This window comes from Mesorhizobium denitrificans, from assembly GCF_003403035.1.
GTDB classification, from domain to species: Bacteria; Pseudomonadota; Alphaproteobacteria; order Rhizobiales; family Rhizobiaceae; genus Mesorhizobium_G; species Mesorhizobium_G denitrificans.
In genome coordinates, this window is the sequence record NZ_QURN01000009.1 from 87,668 (window position 1) to 105,249 (window position 17,582).

Annotated in this window: 16 protein-coding genes, 1 tRNA gene and 1 riboswitch; of the genes, 8 read left to right on the forward strand and 9 right to left on the reverse strand. The window is 59.0% G+C overall.

Annotated features, from left to right (window positions below):
* Positions 1 to 19: 19 nt before the first annotated feature.
* Positions 20 to 1,297 (forward strand): 5-aminolevulinate synthase, encoded by a 1,278-nt coding sequence (hemA, locus tag DY251_RS13110; protein WP_116624354.1) that lies wholly within the window; start codon positions 20 to 22, stop codon positions 1,295 to 1,297.
* A gap of 180 nt (positions 1,298 to 1,477) precedes the next feature.
* Here hemA and DY251_RS13115 read toward each other — a convergent pair whose 3' ends face one another.
* From DY251_RS13115 to mscL, 3 genes are all read right to left on the reverse strand, one after another.
* Complete coding sequence (locus tag DY251_RS13115) at positions 1,478 to 2,557, reverse strand: branched-chain amino acid aminotransferase (RefSeq protein WP_116624355.1); 1,080 nt, start codon at positions 2,555 to 2,557, stop codon at positions 1,478 to 1,480.
* A gap of 115 nt (positions 2,558 to 2,672) precedes the next feature.
* A complete protein-coding gene (locus tag DY251_RS13120) occupies positions 2,673 to 3,839 on the reverse strand; it encodes a pyridoxal phosphate-dependent aminotransferase (protein ID WP_116624356.1) in 1,167 nt (388 codons plus the stop codon).
* A gap of 104 nt (positions 3,840 to 3,943) precedes the next feature.
* Positions 3,944 to 4,375 (reverse strand): large conductance mechanosensitive channel protein MscL, encoded by a 432-nt coding sequence (mscL, locus tag DY251_RS13125; RefSeq protein WP_116624357.1) that lies wholly within the window; start codon positions 4,373 to 4,375, stop codon positions 3,944 to 3,946.
* A gap of 204 nt (positions 4,376 to 4,579) precedes the next feature.
* On the opposite strand from mscL, the gene DY251_RS13130 reads away from it, so the two are divergent.
* A complete protein-coding gene (locus tag DY251_RS13130) occupies positions 4,580 to 8,059 on the forward strand; it encodes a hybrid sensor histidine kinase/response regulator (protein WP_116624442.1) in 3,480 nt (1,159 codons plus the stop codon).
* Here the strand turns inward: DY251_RS13130 and DY251_RS13135 are convergent, their stop codons facing one another.
* Both DY251_RS13135 and DY251_RS13140 read right to left on the reverse strand, forming a co-directional pair.
* Positions 8,060 to 8,713 (reverse strand): response regulator transcription factor, encoded by a 654-nt coding sequence (locus tag DY251_RS13135; RefSeq protein WP_116624358.1) that lies wholly within the window; start codon positions 8,711 to 8,713, stop codon positions 8,060 to 8,062.
* A gap of 113 nt (positions 8,714 to 8,826) precedes the next feature.
* A complete protein-coding gene (locus DY251_RS13140) occupies positions 8,827 to 9,252 on the reverse strand; it encodes a hypothetical protein (RefSeq protein ID WP_116624359.1) in 426 nt (141 codons plus the stop codon).
* Positions 9,253 to 9,351: 99 nt separating this feature from the next.
* On the opposite strand from DY251_RS13140, the gene DY251_RS13145 reads away from it, so the two are divergent.
* Together DY251_RS13145 and DY251_RS13150 are read left to right on the forward strand one after the other, a co-directional pair.
* A complete protein-coding gene (locus tag DY251_RS13145; protein WP_116624360.1) occupies positions 9,352 to 9,699 on the forward strand; it encodes a DUF952 domain-containing protein in 348 nt (115 codons plus the stop codon).
* Positions 9,636 to 10,790 (forward strand): quinone-dependent dihydroorotate dehydrogenase, encoded by a 1,155-nt coding sequence (locus tag DY251_RS13150; RefSeq protein WP_116624361.1) that lies wholly within the window; start codon positions 9,636 to 9,638, stop codon positions 10,788 to 10,790. Before DY251_RS13145 ends, DY251_RS13150 begins: the two co-directional genes overlap by 64 nt.
* Here the strand turns inward: DY251_RS13150 and DY251_RS13155 are convergent.
* Positions 10,772 to 12,043: an MATE family efflux transporter gene (locus tag DY251_RS13155; RefSeq protein ID WP_116624443.1), complete on the reverse strand. Its 1,272-nt coding sequence runs from the start codon at positions 12,041 to 12,043 to the stop codon at positions 10,772 to 10,774. The two genes, DY251_RS13150 and DY251_RS13155, sit on opposite strands and share 19 nt — an antisense overlap.
* A gap of 129 nt (positions 12,044 to 12,172) precedes the next feature.
* Here DY251_RS13155 and DY251_RS13160 point away from each other — a divergent pair, with 129 nt between their 5' ends.
* Complete coding sequence (locus DY251_RS13160) at positions 12,173 to 13,072, forward strand: histone deacetylase family protein (protein ID WP_116624362.1); 900 nt, start codon at positions 12,173 to 12,175, stop codon at positions 13,070 to 13,072.
* Between the two features lie 9 nt (positions 13,073 to 13,081).
* Here DY251_RS13160 and DY251_RS13165 read toward each other — a convergent pair whose 3' ends face one another.
* A complete protein-coding gene (locus DY251_RS13165; RefSeq protein ID WP_116624363.1) occupies positions 13,082 to 13,339 on the reverse strand; it encodes a DUF6460 domain-containing protein in 258 nt (85 codons plus the stop codon).
* Positions 13,340 to 13,472: 133 nt separating this feature from the next.
* Between DY251_RS13165 and DY251_RS13170 the strand changes: the two genes are divergently transcribed.
* Both DY251_RS13170 and DY251_RS13175 read left to right on the forward strand, forming a co-directional pair.
* Positions 13,473 to 13,546 (forward strand) — tRNA-Gly (locus DY251_RS13170).
* A 77-nt stretch (positions 13,547 to 13,623) separates the two neighbouring features.
* Positions 13,624 to 13,839, forward strand: coding sequence for a hypothetical protein (locus DY251_RS13175; protein WP_116624364.1), 216 nt, complete (start codon positions 13,624 to 13,626; stop codon positions 13,837 to 13,839).
* Here DY251_RS13175 and DY251_RS13180 read toward each other — a convergent pair.
* Both DY251_RS13180 and DY251_RS13185 read right to left on the reverse strand, forming a co-directional pair.
* On the reverse strand, positions 13,836 to 15,017 hold the full coding sequence (locus DY251_RS13180; RefSeq protein ID WP_116624365.1) for an amino acid aminotransferase: 1,182 nt from the start codon (positions 15,015 to 15,017) through the stop codon (positions 13,836 to 13,838). The genes DY251_RS13175 and DY251_RS13180 overlap by 4 nt on opposite strands.
* Positions 15,018 to 15,096: 79 nt before the next feature.
* A complete protein-coding gene (locus DY251_RS13185; protein ID WP_116624366.1) occupies positions 15,097 to 16,188 on the reverse strand; it encodes a 2'-deoxycytidine 5'-triphosphate deaminase in 1,092 nt (363 codons plus the stop codon).
* 78 nt (positions 16,189 to 16,266) lie between these two features.
* A riboswitch (SAM riboswitch) is annotated at positions 16,267 to 16,344 on the forward strand.
* A gap of 49 nt (positions 16,345 to 16,393) precedes the next feature.
* On the opposite strand from DY251_RS13185, the gene DY251_RS13190 reads away from it, so the two are divergent.
* On the forward strand, positions 16,394 to 17,578 hold the full coding sequence (locus DY251_RS13190) for an O-succinylhomoserine sulfhydrylase (RefSeq protein WP_116624367.1): 1,185 nt from the start codon (positions 16,394 to 16,396) through the stop codon (positions 17,576 to 17,578).
* Positions 17,579 to 17,582 lie beyond the last annotated feature (4 nt).

Here is a 17,582-nt window from a genome sequence, read left to right on the forward strand (position 1 = left end):
GCAAATTTGGAGTGCCTCAATGAACTATCAACGGTTTTTCGAGGAAGCGATTGATCAGCTCCATGCGGAGCGGCGCTATCGCATTTTCGCAGACCTTGAACGCATCGCTGGCGAATTTCCTCGCGCGATCTGGCGCAATAACGGCGATGCCAAAGAAATCACTGTCTGGTGTTCAAACGACTATCTCGGGATGGGCCAACACCCCGACGTTATAGCTGCGTTTCAGCACACGGCTGGACGCATGGGCTCCGGCGCAGGCGGCACCCGCAATATTTCCGGCACGAACCACCCGCTGGTGGAATTGGAATTCGAGCTTGCCGATCTCCACAGAAAAGATTCGGCGCTGGTGTTCACTTCGGGCTTCGTGTCGAACGAAGCGGCGATTTCAACCATTGCGCGCCTGCTGCCGAACTGCCTGATCCTTTCCGACGAGCTGAACCATTCTTCGATGATCGAAGGTGTGCGTCGCTCGGGTGCGGAGAAGAAGGTGTTCCGGCACAATGATGTGGCGCATCTGGAAAGCCTGTTGCAGGCCGCAGGTCGCGAACGCGCCAAGCTGATCGTGTTCGAGAGCGTTTACTCGATGGATGGCGACATCGCGCCAATCGCAGCGATTGCCGATCTGGCGGAGAAGTACAACGCCATGACCTATATCGATGAGGTGCATGCGGTCGGCATGTATGGCGAGCGCGGCGGCGGCATTACCGAGCGCGAAGGACTTGCGCACCGGATCGACGTGATCGAGGGCACGCTGGCAAAAGCGTTCGGAACACTCGGCGGTTATATCACGGGGCCGCAAGCTGTGGTGGACGCAGTGCGCTCCTATGCGCCAGGCTTCATTTTCACGACCGCGCTGCCGCCCGCGATCGCGGCCGCGGCCGCGACCTCCATTCGCCACCTGAAGAACTCACAGAGCGAGCGCGACGCGCAGCAGCGTCAAGCCGCCCAGACCAAGCGGATTCTGGCGGGCGCTGGCTTGCCGGTTATGCCATCGGAAACGCATATCGTGCCAATTCTGGTAGGCGATCCCGAACTTTGCAAAATGGCCAGCGACAGGCTGCTCGGCAAGCACGGCATCTATATTCAGCCGATCAACTATCCGACCGTGCCGCGCGGCACGGAACGCCTGCGCGTGACGCCGACCCCATTCCATAGCGATGAGCTTATCAATGTGTTGAAGGCTGCATTGGCGGAAACGTGGGACGCGCTCGGCATTCCCTATGCGTCTTCGGACAAGCCAGCCGTGGCGAAATCAGACCGCGTCATTCCGCTGGTCGTACCCGCCGCCGGTGGGTGAGAGCGGGTTCGCAAGCCCCCTCATCCGCCTGCCGACGCCTTCTCCCTCAAGGGGAGAAGGGTGGTCCGCGAAGCTGATGGAAAGCCCCGGAATGGCCTTTTCAAATGACGAACGCCCGGAGCCATCGCGGCGGTCTGATGAGGCTTACGAGAGCGCGCACGCCGAAAAAACGCGCGGAGCTTAAATGGTGCGCATCCAGCCGTGCGTATCAGCAACCGTTCCGCGCTGGATGCCAACCAGCTTGGAGCGCAACTCGCTGGTCACTTCACCGTCGCCGCTATTGCCGATTGCGAATGTGCCTTCCGGATATTTGACCGTGCCGATACCGGCAATGACAGCGGCGGTGCCGCAGGCGAACGCTTCGCGCAGCTTGCCGCTCGCAGCATCCTCTTTCCACTGATCAAAGGAATACGGCGTCTCGCTGACCGTGTAGCCGGATTCGCGTGCAAGCTTCATGATTGATGCGCGGGTGATGCCGGGCAGGATCGTGCCGAGCGGCGGCGTGATGATCGTCTTGTCGTCCATGACGAAGAAGATGTTCATGCCGCCAAGTTCATCGACCCATTTGCGCTCGACGGCGTCGAGAAACACCACCTGATCGCAGCCGTTTTTGAAAGCCTCGGCGGTCGCAACAAGGCTGGACGCATAGTTGCCGCCGCACTTGGCTGCGCCGGTGCCGCCGGGGGCCGCGCGCGTATATTCCTGAGAAATCCAGACGGAGACGGTCTTGTAACCGCCCTTGAAATAAGCACCGACAGTCGAGCCGATGACGCAGAAAATATACTCGTTGGCCGGGCGCACGCCCAGGAACGACTCGCTGGCGAACATGAACGGCCGCAGATAGAAGCTGCCATCGCCTCCCGGCACCCATGACTCGTCGGTGTGGACAAGAGCTTCGACCGCTTCGATGAACATGTCTTCCGGGATTTCCGGCATCGCCATGCGCTCTGCCGATTCATTGAAACGGCGCGCGTTTTCTTCCGGGCGGAACAGCGCCAGAGAGCCATCGGCCATGCGATAAGCCTTCATGCCCTCGAAGATTTCCTGAGCATAATGCAGCACTGAACTGGCCGGATCGATCTGGAACGGCTCGCGCGCACGGATCTGCGCATCGTGCCATCCCTTGTCCGTGCTCCACTTGATCGTCACCATGTGATCGCTGAATACCTTGCCAAATCCCGGATTTGCCATCAGCGCGGCGCGCTCCTCCGCCGTTTTCGGCGACGGGTGCTCGATCTTGGTGAAGTTGTACTTGCTCATGATATGACCTCTCGACGGCCCGCCTCTCAGGCGCGAGCCGAAAAAACAACAAAGGGCGGCACGGTGTTGGAGCAAGTGCTAATGCAATGCAAGCGCGCATTTGCGCTTTTCAATGTCACAGCCCTGAAATCCACCCCGCAATTCTCTTGGACGCCTCCTCAACGTCTTCAAGACGGCGGTTAAAGCACATGCGAAAGAACGCTTCTCCGCCCTCACCGAAGGCGGTGCCCGGCGCGAGGCCGACATTCGCCTGATCGATTATATCAAACGCAGCCTTGGCGGAATCGCTGACGCCTTCCACACCAAAGAAAAGATAGAACGCCCCTGCTGGCGCAACGAGCCGTGCGCGGCCTGTGCCGCCGATGATGGCGGTCGCGATGTCGCGCGCCTTTCGTGCGCGCTCAACCTGCGAGGCGACATAGGCATCGCCCTCGTCCAGCGCGGCCACGCCGCCGCGCTGCATGAAGGTCGCCACGCCCGATGTCGAATATTGAATAAGGTTTTCAAAAACCAGTTGGAGCGCGGGATGAACCTTGACCCAGCCAATGCGCCAGCCCGTCATGGACCAGTTTTTGGAAAAGGTATTCACGAAGATGACCGGATCATCCTCGTCCATGACGTCGGAAAAGGATGCAGCACGCCCGCCATCGAAATGAAACAGCGTGTACGTCTCGTCAGCAATGATCCAGAGATTGTGCTTGCGCGCAATTTCCAGAATGACGCGGAGCGTTTCGGCATCGGCAGTCCAGCCGGTTGGATTGGACGGCGTGTTGATGAAAAGCGCCTTGGTGCGCGGTGTGATCGCGCTCTCAATGCGATGCGGATCGAGTGTCCAGCCATTGTCATTGAAGTCGAGCCTGACGGGAACAGCTTTCGCGCCGGCAATCTCCACGGCTGACGGGAAGTTCGGCCAAGCGGGAGCCAGATAGACGATTTCGTCGCCCGCGCCCGCCGTTGCCTGAACTGCCAACAGAATGGCGTGCATGCCGCCGCCGGTGACGAGAAATTCCGTGAAATCGAAATTTCGTCCGAACTGCCGGGTGTGATAGCGCGCAAGCGCCTCGCGCAGTTCAGGAATGCCGCGCTGTCGTGTGTAGAATGTCTCGCCCTTTGCGAGAGACTCCATTGCCGGGCGCGTGATGAAGTCCGGCGTGGGTGCATCGCCCTCGCCTGCCCAAAGCGGGATAAGGCCCTCGCGGCCCCAGCCATGCGTCATCACGGCAACAATGCCGCTTAAGGGCGCTTGCCGTGCTTCCGGTCGCAGGGCGTCGAGGAGATCCATTCCCAAACCCGTTAGGTAAGAAATACTGCCCTATTTATACCTAGCTTTAGAAAAGAAAAAGTCCCCGGCAGCAACCACCGGGGACCATTTTTTGATCCAGAGGCTTATTTCGCTCTGCTTGGGGTCGACAGAAGGTCGCGGATTTCGGTCAGCAGCTTGACGTCTTCCGGTGCTTCTGCCGGAGCTGGCGCCGGCTTTTGCTTTTCCAGTCTGCGGCGGACGTTGTTCACGCCCTTGACCATCATGAACACGATCCATGCGAGGATCAGGAAGTTCAGCAAGACGGTTGCGAAGTTGCCGTAAGCGATGACCGGCCCCTGATCGCGGGCGGCGGCAAGCGATGTAGCCGTGACATTCGAAGACAGCGGCAGGAAGTAGTTGGAGAAGTCTCGCTGACCAGCCAGACCGACAATCGGCATGATGAGATCGTTGACGACAGAATCCACAATTTTGCTGAATGCCGCGCCGATGATGACACCGACGGCGAGATCCATCACGTTGCCACGTGAAATAAACTCTTGAAATTCCTTTAGCATTTCTACCCTCCGGTTGGTAACAGGGCGCCGCCACAACGACCGCCGCGCGGGCAACATACCAAAATAGTGAAGCTGCAAAACCCAGAAAAGGAGGGGCTGGCGAGATTGATCAAATGCGTTGTATCGAGGTGACGGCGGCAAGATGGACAATCCAGCCATGCTATGCTTGCCTCGATTGGCTTGGTTTCGGGAGGATGTGCCAGCTTGCTCGGTCTGCTCGTCGTATTGACGGCTGTCGTTTATGTGACGCTGCTGTTTGCGGTGGCGAGCTTTGGCGACCGCCGCGCCGCGCGCGAAGGGCCAGGCTCACCCAGGCCATATATCTATGCGTTGAGCCTCGCGATCTACTGCACCTCGTGGACGTTTTTCGGTTCGGTGGGGCTGGCCTCCGAGCGGAATCTTGAATTCCTCGCCATCTATATCGGGCCGATTGTCGTTTTCCTGTTTGGTTTTCCCTTGCTCAACCGGATCGCACGGCTGGCGAAGGGTGAAAAGATTACTTCAATCGCTGATTTTCTCGGTGCGCGATACGGCAAGAGCTTTTCAGTGGCAGCAATCGCCACTCTCATCGCGACGATTGGCGCGGTGCCCTACATTGCGTTGCAGCTCAAGGCGATTTCCGGGTCTGTCAGCCTGATGGTGGAATACTATACCGGCTCGCCGCCTTCGTTCGATCCGTTCGTGAGCGATATTTCGCTGATCGTCGCCATCTTGCTCGCGATGTTCGCGATACTGTTTGGCACGCGGCATGCGGACGCCACTGAGCATCAGGACGGACTTGTGCTGGCCGTCGCGGTGGAATCCATCGTCAAGCTGGTGGCGTTTCTGGCGGTCGGGCTGTTTACGGTGTTCTTCCTTTTTGGCTCACCCGCCGGATTGATGCAGCATATCGGTCAGTCGAATGCCGCGTCGAATGCGCTGGAATATCGAACGTCGCTTGGAACATGGCTGGTGGTGACTGCGCTGAGCGGTTTCGCGATCATTCTGCTGCCGCGCCAGTTCTACGTGATGATCGTGGAGAACCGCAGCACATCGGAACTCAAAACCGCCACCTGGCTGTTTCCGCTCTACCTCGTTGCAATAAATCTGTTCGTGCTGCCGATTGCGCTCGCAGGGCTGGCGACAGTGGGTGACAGAACGAGCGGCGACCTATACGTGCTCTCGCTGACGCTTCTGCAAGGTCACGATGCGCTGGCGATGATCGCGTTTATCGGCGGCCTTTCGGCGGCGACGGCGATGGTGATCGTCGAGAGCGTGGCGCTGTCGATCATGATCTCAAACGACCTCGTTATTCCCATCTTCCTGCGGCGTTTGCTGACGTCCAGTCCGCGCGAAAACGAGGACTGGTCGGCGGTGATCCTCAACATTCGCCGGGCCGCGATTTTCATCATCCTGTTTGCGGCTTTCCTTTATTATCGCGAAAGCACAGGCAATTCCCGGCTTTCTGCAATCGGCCTGATGTCGTTCGCAGCAATCGCCCAATTCGCACCGGCCTTTGTGGGCGGCCTGATCTGGCGCGGCGCGAACAGTCGAGGCGCAATATTGGGCATGGCAGCCGGGATACTCGTGTGGGGCTACACGCTGCTGTTGCCAACGCTTGCAGCGCCCGATGCGACAATCGTATTGAACGGGCCATTGGGCATTGAAGCGCTGAAGCCGCAGGCGCTTTTCGGTACGGTCGCGGAACCGCTTAACCACGGCGTGCTGTGGAGCCTTTCCGTCAATCTGACGCTGTATATTCTAGGCTCGCTGTCGCGTGCTGCACGACCGCTGGAGCGCATACAGTCCTCCATATTCGTGCGCCGCGATACTGCACCGACGCCGAGCCTGCGGCGGTTTCGCACCCGCGTGACCGTAGACCAGTTGAAGGACACGATTGGCCGCTATCTGGGCGTTGAACGAACGGAGCGCTCCTTCCAGAGCTTCCAGAGTGCCTATGGTCGCGTGCTGGCAGGCAATGAGCCCGCGGGCACGGAGGTCATTCGGTTTTCCGAACAGTTGCTTGCAAGCGCAGTTGGTTCGTCATCGTCCCGGCTGATCCTGTCACTGCTGCTCAAACGTAATGATGCGAGCGCGCGTGATGCGTTTCGGCTGCTGGACGACGCGACCGAGGCGTTGCAGCAAAATCGCGATCTGCTGCAAATCGCGCTCGACCAGATGGAACAGGGCATAACGGTATTCGACAGCGACCTGCGACTGACATGCTGGAACCGCCAATATCGCGCGCTGTTCAATCTGCCGGACGAGCTCGGACAGGTCGGCGTTTCGTTGGACCTGATCCTGCGTTCGCTCGTGGAGCGGGGTGAAATCACCCCCGCCAAGCGAGCGGATGCGTTGAAGCGCATCGCAGCCTCCGAGGGCGCGTGGCAGATGGAATTGGCGCGCTCTGAACGCATTATCGAAGTGCGCTCCAACCCCATGCCGGATGGCGGCGTGGTGGCGACCTATGCGGATATTTCCGCCCGCGTTGCCGCCGATCTGGCCCTGAAACGCGCCAATGAATCGCTCGAGTTGCGTGTGCGCGACCGCACGTCGGAGCTGCTGCGGGTCAATGAAGAGCTTGAGCAAGCGCAGATGCTTGCCGACGAAGCAAACCAAGGCAAGACGCGGTTTCTCGCGGCGGCTGGCCACGACATTTTGCAACCGCTCAACGCCGCACGGCTCTATTGCGCCTCGCTGATAGAAAAGACCAACGAGAGCAAGATCTCCGAAGCAGCGAACAATATCGAATCCTCACTGGAATCGGTGGAGACGATCCTGGGCGCTGTGCTGGATATTTCCCGGCTGGATGCGGGCGCGATGACGACCTCTCACACTGTATTCGAGCTTGGCGGACTGCTGCGGCAGATCAGTACGGATTTCCAGCCTCTTGCCGTGGAAAAGGGATTGAAGCTGACGCTCATGCCTTCCTCGCTGCGGGTGAACAGCGACCGCAATCTGTTGCGCAGGCTGGTGCAAAACCTCGTTTCAAACGCGATAAAATATACGCGGTCAGGACAGATACTTGTGGGCGTGCGCAGGCGCGGCGAACTGGCGGAAATCCAGATATTCGACACGGGCATCGGCATAGACAGCATGAAACTGCCGACCATCTTCAGCGAGTTCACGCGGCTGGAAGAAGGCAAGCGCGAAGCGCCGGGGCTGGGCCTCGGGCTTTCCATCGTGGATCGCATTGCGCGCGTCCTGCAAGTGGAGCTGCGGATTCATTCGGACAAGGGCAAGGGCACCCGCTTCTCTGTGCTGATTCCAGTGACCGAACAGGCAGCGCCGGTGCAAACCGTAACGCCGATTTCCGCACATAGCAGCGGGCGCACGCTGGCCGGACTGCATGTGTTGTGCATCGATAATGACAGCCGGATATTGGACAGCATGCGCACGCTGCTGGAAGGCTGGGGATGTGTCGTACGGACCGCTTCGGACAGCGCCGAAGCGCTCGATGGAGAGGCGCCGCACATCGTGCTGGCAGACTACCATCTCGACGCGGAGACTGGGCTCGAAGCCATCGGCGCTTTGCGAAACGCCTGGGGCGATGTGCCAGCCGTTCTCGTGACTGCCGATCGTTCAAATGAATTGCGGCAGGCTGCGGAAGCTATCAATGTGCCGGTAATAAACAAGCCGGTGAAGCCTGCTGTGCTGCGCACGATGATGACACGGCTGCGCCGCAGCGCTGAAGCGGCAGAGTGATTATTGCAGCTGCGTTTCCAGTCCAATCTTCGAAAGCATGATGACGGCCTGTGTGCGGCTGTCCACGCCAAGCTTCTGCAGGATGGCAGACACATGCGCCTTTATGGTGGCTTCAGAGACACCAAGCTCGTAAGCGACCTGCTTGTTCAGCAAACCCTCTGCCAGCATTCCAAGGACTCGCGTCTGCTGCGGCGTAAGCGATTGAATGCGGCGGATGATCCCCGAAATTTCAGGATCGTGTTCGACACCGAGGTCGATTTCTGAGGGCGATGCGACGCCGCCCTTTAGAACGGTAACCACGGCTTGCCTTATCTGTTCCATCGATGCGGATTTGGGAATGAAACCCGACGCGCCAAGCTCAAGCGCGCGGCGTATCGTCGGCACATCATCATGCGCGGAAACCACAACGGTCGGCACATCGGGATTGATACCGCGCAGGGAAATAAGCGCGGAAAGGCCGCTCGCGCCGGGCATCGTCAGATCGAGCAAGATCAGGTCGATATCATCAGTGGTGACGGCGAGGTTTTTTACACCCTCAAAATCGCCAGCCTCAAGCACCGTGGAAATGTTCTCAATGCCAGCAAGCGCCTGTTTCAGCGCGCCACGGAATAACGGATGATCGTCCGCGATTACAATTTTAAAACCCGAAGGCAAGCGGTTCCTCTCCCCGATTCTCTTGCCGGGTGGCCTATAAATTCAGGTTAAGCGCCAAAGCGCCAGCTAATCAAGGAGAAACGGCTGAGATAAACGCTGTTAAAGGCCGGGACCTAGGTCTTATTCGGGGAAACATCACCGGTTTCGCCATTGCCGCGCAAATCCTGATCGAATTCTTTTACGATGTCGAGGAAGCCACGAAAGAAGCGCTGCATATAGGACATGGTGCGGTCGAACTCTTCTTCGGATGGCAGCGCCTTGCTCGATTGACCTCCCTCCAGCGCAGTTACCCTATTTTCAAGGGCATCCACCTGTTCACGCAGACGGTCGACCTCGTCCTCAAACGCATCTCGATCATCTGCCGCCATGCGGCACACCATTTGGCCGGATTGATCGACGCAGGTTGAAATCTGGCCGGTCTGCTTGTCGAGCCGCACAAATGTGTCGCCTCTCGATTCAAGCTGGTAGCGATCCGCATCTTGTGCCGCGGCGGCGGTCGCCAGGCCGCAAATGAAAAGAGATGCCAGAACTAAGCGCATATGGTTTGCCTCCGGACCTGCTGAAATTGTGCCTGCACTTTATGCTGAAATTGCGATGCCCAGTTGTCGGCGGTCGCGCTTTGCGCCTATAGGGCCAGTATGAACGCCACCATATATAAGATCGTTCCGCAATCACTTTGGCGCGAGGCCGAAGCAAGCGGATATTTTGCAGGCAGCCCGGTCGATCTGGCAGACGGCTATATCCATTTTTCAACGCGTGAGCAGGCGGCGGAAACGGCTGCGAAACATTTCGTCGGCCAGTCTGATCTTCTGCTGGCAGCGATTGACACTGCGGCGCTGGCGGGGCGGCTCAAATATGAACCTTCGCGGGGCGGCGCGCTGTTTCCGCACCTTTATGAAAAGCTCGACCTGCGGGCGGTGAAATGGGTTCAGCCGCTGCCGCTTGGGCCGGATGGGCGGCACATATTTCCGCCGCTGGAGGACTGAGCTTGCTGCTGGACCGGTTAGGCAAATCGCTTCTGTTTTCATTCGACCCGGAAACGGCTCACGGCCTTTCGCTGCGCGCGCTGAAATGCGGATTGCCGCCCATTGCGGGTGCGCCCCGCGACAAGCGCCTGCAGGTGGAAATAGCTGGACTGGTGTTTCCGAATCCGCTCGGCATGGCGGCAGGTTACGACAAGAACGCCGAAGTGCCGGATGCGCTGCTGCGGCTCGGTTTTGGATTTGCGGAAGTTGGCACGATCACGCCGCTTGCGCAGCCGGGCAATCCGAAACCGCGCATTTTCCGGCTGGAAGCAGATGGCGCTGTGATCAATCGTCTTGGCTTCAACAATGAAGGTCATGGCGCTGCGGAAAAGCGGCTGAAAGCGCGCGCGGGCCGCGCCGGGATCGTTGGCGTGAATATCGGCGCGAACAAGGACAGCGCGGATCGCGCGGCGGACTACGAGCTTGGCGTGAAGCGGTTCGTCGGCCTTGCCAGCTATCTGACGGCCAATATTTCTTCGCCGAACACGCCGGGCCTGCGCAACATGCAGTCGCGCGAGCATCTGTCCGATTTGCTGACGCGAGTGATGACAACTCGCGATGCGCATAGGCCCCAGGGCCGACATGTTCCGGTATTTCTCAAGATCGCGCCTGATCTTGGCGAGGCAGAGCTGGACGATATTGCCGCCGAACTGCTGGACAAGCGCGTCGATGGATTGATCGTTTCCAACACGACGATTGCGCGACCGCCGCTCAAAACGCCGGGCGTGGCGGGCGAAGCCGGTGGGCTTTCGGGCGTGCCGCTGTTTGCACGCTCAACGGCGGTGCTGGCCCGAATGCGGCAGCGGCTTGGCGAGCATTTTCCTATCATTGGCGTGGGTGGCGTGGATTCAGCCGAGACTGCGCTTGAGAAAATTCGAGCCGGAGCCGATCTCGTGCAGCTTTACACCGGGCTGATTTATGGGGGCCCGACGCTGCCGGCGCGCATCGTTTCAGGCATGCTCGCAGAAGTGCAGCAAACCGGGGCGGCAAACATTCGCGAGTTGCGCGACAGCCGCTTAGCACATTGGCTCGATCAGCCGCTCGACGGGTGAATGGAAGGCAGGCGCGCGCGCAAGATCCTCAGCAGTGTGAAGCCGCGAAACAGCAGGAATACGTGAAGTGCTGCCCACAGGCCGCTATTGCCGAACCGCGACGGCAGCAGCCACAAGCAGACCAAAAATGCGGCGAGCGAAAGCAGCATCATGTTGCGCATATCGCGCGACCATGTTGCCCCGATGAAAACGCCGTCCATCTGAAACGCGAGCACGCCGCTTATTGCGGTGAGCGCAGCCCATGGCAGATAGCGTATCGCTTCTGATTGCACGTCGCGCGCGGTGGTCATTGCTTCGATCACCGGCTTGCCGAACAACAGGAAAAAAGCCGCGCAGAGAATGGCAAGCGCGAACCCCCATATGGCGGTGAGCCGAATGGCTTGCAGGAGTGGCTTTCTGGCGCGCGCGCCGATTGCCCTGCCCGCAAGCTGTTCGGCGGCGGTTGCGAAGCCATCCAGAAAGAAGCTGGAAATCATGAAAAGGTGCATCAGAACGGCATTTGCCGCTAGCGTGACCGTGCCGAGCGACGCGCCCTCGCGCGCAAAAAGCGCAAAGGCGGTGAGAAGGCAGAAGGAGCGCACCATGATGTCGCCGTTCAACGCAAGCATGGCGCGCACGGCGACGAGGTCGCGCAGCTTTTGCCAATTGATCGGCGGCATGAGCCGGAAACGAACAGACAAAACGGCGAGGCCAGTGAACATCGCGACAAGTTCCGCCGTGAAAGTGCCCCATGCGACACCGGCAACGCCCCAACCCAGATGAAGGCCGAGAAAAATCGACAAGGCGATGTTGACGCAGTTCAACACAAGCTGGAGCGTAAGGCCCAGAAAGCCCTCGCCGCGCCCAAGCACATAGCCGAGAATTGCGTAATTCATGAGCGCGAAGGGGGCGGAAAGGCAGCGGATTCGCACATATTGATCGAGCGCGACATTGACCGCCGGTTCTGCGCCCATAAAGCGCTGACCGATCAGCGAGATGAACGGGGAAAGTGCTGCGATTACGATACCGATGAACGCTGCGAGCAACGCCGCCCGCACGAAGACAAGCCGTTGTTCGAGTTCATCGCCGCGACCGAATGCCTGCGCGATAAGACCCGTCGTTGCGGAGCGCAGCGAGTTGAACGTGGAGAACACAACATCGAAAACGATTGCGCCTGCGGCCAACCCACCGATCAGCGCGGCGCTGCCCAACTGGCCTACAACTGCCGTATCCACCAGGCCGATGAACGGCGTGGTTACATAGGCAAGCGTCATCGGCACCGCGATGGCAAGCACCGTGCGGTTCGTAACCTCAAATGGCCGAGTTGAGTCTTGCAGTTGCCACCCCTTGATGCTCCGTTGCAATTATCCCAGCTTCCGAGCGATTCCAATTGATAAGCCGACATGCCGCTGCATATCGTGACACACCCTGACTATGATGCGGGCTTTCCCGCAACGCATCGCTTCCCTATGGGAAAATATACAGCGCTGATGCAGGCGCTTGAAGAGCGCGCCCTGCTCGCGACGAGCTACGTTCACCGTCCAGCACCCGCGCCTGCCAATTGGCTCGCACTCGCGCATGACCGGACGTATGTCGATCAGGTGATTGCGTGCGCCGTGCCGAAGCCTATCGAACGGGAAATTGGCTTTCCAATTGTGGAGCGCACGTCGCGCCGCGCACTGCTGGCGTGCGGCGGCACTATTCTCGCCGCGCGGCTGGCGCTGGAACATGGCATTGCCTGCAATACTGCAGGCGGCAGCCACCACGCACGACGGATGCAGGGCGCCGGTTTTTGCACGCTAAACGATGTCGCGGTCGCGTCTCGCCTCCTGCTTTCCGAAGGGTTGGCGGGGAACATCTTGATCGTCGACCTGGACGTGCATCAGGGTGACGGCACGGCGGAGATTTTGACCCATGAGCCGCGCGCGTTTACGTTTTCAATGCACGGCGCGCGAAACTATCCGGTGCGCAAGGTTGCGTCCGACCTGGACGTGGCGCTACCGGATGGGACTGGCGATGACGCTTATCTTGGCGAGTTGGCACAAACGCTCGCGACTTTGCCGGATCGCGATTGGGATATCGTTTTCTACAATGCAGGCGTTGATCCGCACGCGGTCGATCAACTCGGAAGGCTTTCGCTTTCAAGCGATGGACTACGGCGGCGCGACGAAATGGTTGTTCGCCATTTCAAAGAGCGAGCGATACCGCTGTGCGGCGTGATTGGCGGCGGCTATTCGCAGGATATTGCCGAGCTGGCCGCGCGCCACGCGATACTCTTTGATGTCGCGGCGCGCTTCGCCTAGGTCCTTACGCTAGCGCCGCAAATTCAGGATGCGGATGATGATGAACGCGGGAATGACAATCGCTGCGCCGAGCAGAATGTAGGCAAATATTCGGTCGAAAGCGCGGAAGCCCATGTTCCACAGGTTCATGAAAAAGCGCTCGATGCCGTACAGAACATCCATCGGCGACCAGCCGAAGGCGCTCATGACCATGCCAACGATCAGCGAAACCACCAGCAGTTTCAGCAGAACACGCAGCGGGCTGTCGCCCAAAAACCGGTCGAGCAAAGGCGTTCTCCTACATTCATTGGCCGGAATCAGCGTTCGGCCCTGCTATCAGATACGTTTCCCACGCCGATCGTTCAAGAATAAGGAATTGCTATTGAAGCCGGTGCGGGCTCTGTGATAGCGAAATTCCCGCGCGGGTGTATCTCAATGGTAGAGAAGCAGCTTCCCAAGCTGATGACGAGGGTTCGATTCCCTTCACCCGCTCCAACAATTTTGGAACTAATGCGCCGCTGGCCGGTTCTCGCCTTCTCGACCGTTTGTCGAATGCACGGAAGGAGGCTTTCATGTTCCGTCTCGTCGCCACTGCCCTGCTTGGCTATGTGGCTATGCGCATCGTTCGCGAAATAACCGATACCGTTCCCGAAGATTTTGGCTCGCACTTGCCGCAGCAGCATCGCCGCGCGCGGCCAAAAGCCAGCGCGGCGGCTGCGAAAAAGCGGCCAGCCCGGCGCAAGCAAGCCACCAAGGGCGCGCCGGCAGGTGCAGCGGGTGCGGCTTAAAGCACTGAAACGATAGCTTTTGCCAGCTCTTCCAGCCTGTCGTCCGGCAGGCCGGCGACGTTTATGCGGCTGTCATCCACCATGTAGATTCCGTGTTCGGCGCGCAGGCGATGGACTTGTTCCACCGTAAGACCAAGGCGCGAGAACATGCCGCGATGGCGCGCCACAAAGTCGAACCGGTCCGAATTCGATTGTCTGCGCAGAGCTTCCGCCAGACCTTCACGCAGCTTGATCATGCGGGAGCGGACGGCTTCCAGTTCGGCCTTCCAGTCCGCGCGCAGTTCAGGGTCGGTGAGAACCAGCCGAACCGAAGCGGCGCCGTGATCTGGCGGCATGGAATACATGGCGCGGGCAACGGCCAGCAATTGGGTGAACGCGACATTGGCTTCCGCCTCGTCGCGGCACATCAGGATCGCTGCGCCGACGCGGTCGCGATAGACTGAAAAGTTTTTCGAGCAGCTTGCCGCCACGGCCATTTCAGGAACCACCCGCGCCAGAATGCGCACACCTGCGGCATCCGGTTCGAGGCCATCGCCAAAGCCCTGATAGGCAAGGTCTATGAACGGGAAAAGTTGCTTTTCAACCATCAGCGCGGCGACTTTTTCCCACTGATCGGTCGTCAGGTTCGCGCCTGTCGGGTTGTGGCAGCAGCCGTGCAGAACAACAATGTCGCCCGCCTTCGCCTGACGGAGCGCGGCCACCATTTCGTCAAAGCGCACTGTGCCGGTGGCCGCGTCGAAATAGGGATAGGTTCGCGTCTTGAGGCCAGCGGACTCGATGATTGGAATGTGGTTCGGCCAGGTTGGGTCTGAAAGCCAGACGTCAGCGTGTGGACGCGCCCTGTTCAGCACCTCCGCAATGACGCGCAGCGAACCCGAACCACCGGGGGCCTGCGCCGCGCGAAGGCGCGTCGTGTCGGCATTGTCACCAAAGACCAGTTCAATCATCGCGGCGTTGAACGCAAGATCGCCAGCCATGCCGAGATAAGTCTTGGTGGTCTGTTCGCTGTAGAGGCGCTTTTCCGCTTCGCGAACTGCGCGCATGATCGGCGTTCGGCCTTCGTTGTCCTTATAGACCCCGACGCCAAGATCGAGTTTGTTGGGCCGCGGATCCTCACGGTACATGCCGATGAGGGCGATGATCTTGTCTGGCGCAGCAGGCTTCAGCGTTTCGAACATTTCTTTACTCGCGGAAAGATTTTGCGCCGCCTCTTAACCGACGCAAGGGAAAATTGACAGGGCTAAACGCGCCCGGCGCTTAAGCCCTGAAATGTTTGGAGAGTTTCAAGCCCTGCGCCTGGTAGTTTGAGCCGAGATCGGTGCCGTAAAGCGCCTTGGGCCGTGACAGCATATGTTCGTAAACAAGTCGCCCGACAATCTGGCCATGCTCAAGGATGAACGGCACTTCATGGCTGCGCACCTCCAGCACAGCGCGACTGCCGGTGCCGCCCGCTGACGAATTGCCGAAACCGGGATCGAAGAAGCCAGCGTAATGAACGCGGAATTCTCCCACCAGTGGATCGAACGGCGTCATTTCGGCAGCATAAAGCGGCGGCACATGCACCGCCTCGCGCGATACGAGAATGTAAAATTCATCCGGATCGAGAATGAGTTCGCCAGGCCCCCCATGCCGATGGATCGGCTCCCAGAAATCCAGCACAGATTGCGCACCACGCTTGTCTACATCAATCAGGCCGGTGTGGTGCTTGCCACGATAGCCGATGAGGCCGTCGCGGTCGCCTTCGAGGTCGATAGACAGCGCGATGCCACCGCCCGAGATGCTCGGCTTTTCGGCGGCGACCAGCGTGTCGCTATCGTGCAGGCCGTGCAGTTCGGTTTCGTTCAGCAGCGAATTGCCTTTACGGAAACGCACCTGCGAGAGCCGTGACCCGGTGCGCGCGATGATCGGGAAGGTGCGCGGGCTGACTTCCATATAGAGCGGGCCATCATAACCGGCGGCGATCTTGTCGAACTCCCGGCCACGGTCTGTCATGACGCGCGTGAAAATATCGAGACGCCCGGTGGAGCTTTTCGGATTGGCCGAAGCTGAAATATCTGCGGGCAGCTTTAGCCGCTCAAGCAACGGCACAATGTAAACGCAGCCGGTTTCGAGAACCGCGCCGTTCGTCAGGTCGATTTCATGCAGCTTCAGCCGATCAAGCTTCGCGGCAACAGTGCTTTCCGGCCCCGGCAAAAAGCTGGCGCGCACGCGGTAAGCCTTTTCGCCCAGGCGCAGATCGAGGCTTGCGGGCTGTATCTGGTCAGAATCGAGCGCGCGCGCCGCAATCAACGCGCCACTGGAAAACAATTCCGCTATATCGCGGTCGGGAAGTATGCCTGTCTGCCGCAAGGACCAATAACCAGATTGTACTGGCTCGACGTTTAACGCCGCTTTCGATTGACGCAAGCCAAGCCGAGGTCTAAAGGAGCTTTATCCCGTGGTGATTTGGCCGGTCGGCTTGCAGCCACGTTAAACAAGTCGCTAAAGGGCCGTGGACGGAACCCGGCTTTGCGACTTTCGCGAGCCGGTTTTTTTATGTCTGGAACTAAAGAAAATGTCGAAAACGCGCAATTTTAGACCCGCCACTAATCTCGTACATGGCGGCACCATGCGCTCCGGTTTCGGCGAAACCTCTGAGGCGATCTATCTTACGCAAGGTTTCGTGTACGACAGCGCGGAGGGCGCGGAAGCCCGCTTCAAAGGCGAGGAACCCGGCTTCATTTATTCGCGCTATGCGAACCCGACGGTCGATATGTTCGAGCGGCGCATGTGCTTACTGGAAGGCGCAGAAGAAGCACGCGCAATGTCTTCCGGCATGGCCGCAGTCTCAAATGCGCTGTTGTGCGGAGTGAAAGCGGGCGACCATGTGCTTGCAGCGAAAGCGCTGTTCGGTTCCTGCCGGTATATCATCGAAACACTCATGCCGCGCTACGGGATTGAATCGACGCTGGTGGATGGCTCGAAGGTGGAAAACTGGGCAAACGCGGTGCGCCCCAACACCAAGCTCATGTTTCTTGAAAGCCCGACAAATCCAACGCTGGAAGTTGTCGATATTCGCGCTGTCGCCGACATCGCCAATTCGATCGGCGCAACGTTGGTGGTGGACAATGTTTTCGCAACGCCACTGCAACAGAAGCCCTTGGAGCTCGGCGCGCATGTCGTCGTCTATTCCGCGACAAAGCATATTGATGGTCAAGGTCGCTGTCTTGGCGGCGTGGTGTTGTCGAACAAAAAGTGGATCGACGAGAACTTGCACGAGTATTTCCGGCACACGGGGCCGTCGCTTTCGCCATTCAATGCATGGACATTGTTGAAGGGGTTGGAGACGCTGCCGCTGCGCGTGAAGCAGGCGACCGAATCCGCTGGACGCATTGCAGATTTTCTTGCCGACCACCCCAAGGTGGCGCGAGTGGTTTATCCGGGGCGCGCCGACCATCCACAGGCCGATATTATCAAGCGGCAGATGAGCGGTGGATCAACCTTGATCTGTTTCGACGTGAAGGGTGGTAAGAAATCGGCCTATGCATTTGAAAACGGACTCGAAATCATTCGAATTTCCAACAATCTCGGCGATACGAAGAGCCTGATCACGCACCCCGCAACGACCACTCACAAAAACGTGCCCGAAGAGGCGCGCGCGGAACTCGGCATCGATGCCGGAACGCTACGTCTGTCGGTTGGTCTGGAAGACACGGACGATCTCTTGGAGGAAATCGAAAGCGCGCTGGCCAAGGTTTGAGGAA

What these genes read in the sequence shown, in the direction of transcription:
- hemA (WP_116624354.1), top strand. Translation starts at nt 20, where the DNA reads ATGAACTATCAACGGTTTTTCGAGGAAGCGATTGATCAGCTCCATGCG.
- DY251_RS13115 (WP_116624355.1), bottom strand. Translation starts at nt 2,557, where the DNA reads ATGAGCAAGTACAACTTCACCAAGATCGAGCACCCGTCGCCGAAAACG.
- DY251_RS13120 (WP_116624356.1), bottom strand. Translation starts at nt 3,839, where the DNA reads ATGGATCTCCTCGACGCCCTGCGACCGGAAGCACGGCAAGCGCCCTTA.
- mscL (WP_116624357.1), bottom strand. Translation starts at nt 4,375, where the DNA reads ATGCTAAAGGAATTTCAAGAGTTTATTTCACGTGGCAACGTGATGGAT.
- DY251_RS13140 (WP_116624359.1), bottom strand. Translation starts at nt 9,252, where the DNA reads ATGCGCTTAGTTCTGGCATCTCTTTTCATTTGCGGCCTGGCGACCGCC.
- DY251_RS13145 (WP_116624360.1), top strand. Translation starts at nt 9,352, where the DNA reads ATGAACGCCACCATATATAAGATCGTTCCGCAATCACTTTGGCGCGAG.
- DY251_RS13150 (WP_116624361.1), top strand. Translation starts at nt 9,636, where the DNA reads ATGGGTTCAGCCGCTGCCGCTTGGGCCGGATGGGCGGCACATATTTCC.
- DY251_RS13155 (WP_116624443.1), bottom strand. Translation starts at nt 12,043, where the DNA reads ATGACGCTTGCCTATGTAACCACGCCGTTCATCGGCCTGGTGGATACG.
- DY251_RS13160 (WP_116624362.1), top strand. Translation starts at nt 12,173, where the DNA reads ATGCCGCTGCATATCGTGACACACCCTGACTATGATGCGGGCTTTCCC.
- DY251_RS13175 (WP_116624364.1), top strand. Translation starts at nt 13,624, where the DNA reads ATGTTCCGTCTCGTCGCCACTGCCCTGCTTGGCTATGTGGCTATGCGC.
- DY251_RS13180 (WP_116624365.1), bottom strand. Translation starts at nt 15,017, where the DNA reads ATGTTCGAAACGCTGAAGCCTGCTGCGCCAGACAAGATCATCGCCCTC.
- DY251_RS13190 (WP_116624367.1), top strand. Translation starts at nt 16,394, where the DNA reads ATGTCGAAAACGCGCAATTTTAGACCCGCCACTAATCTCGTACATGGC.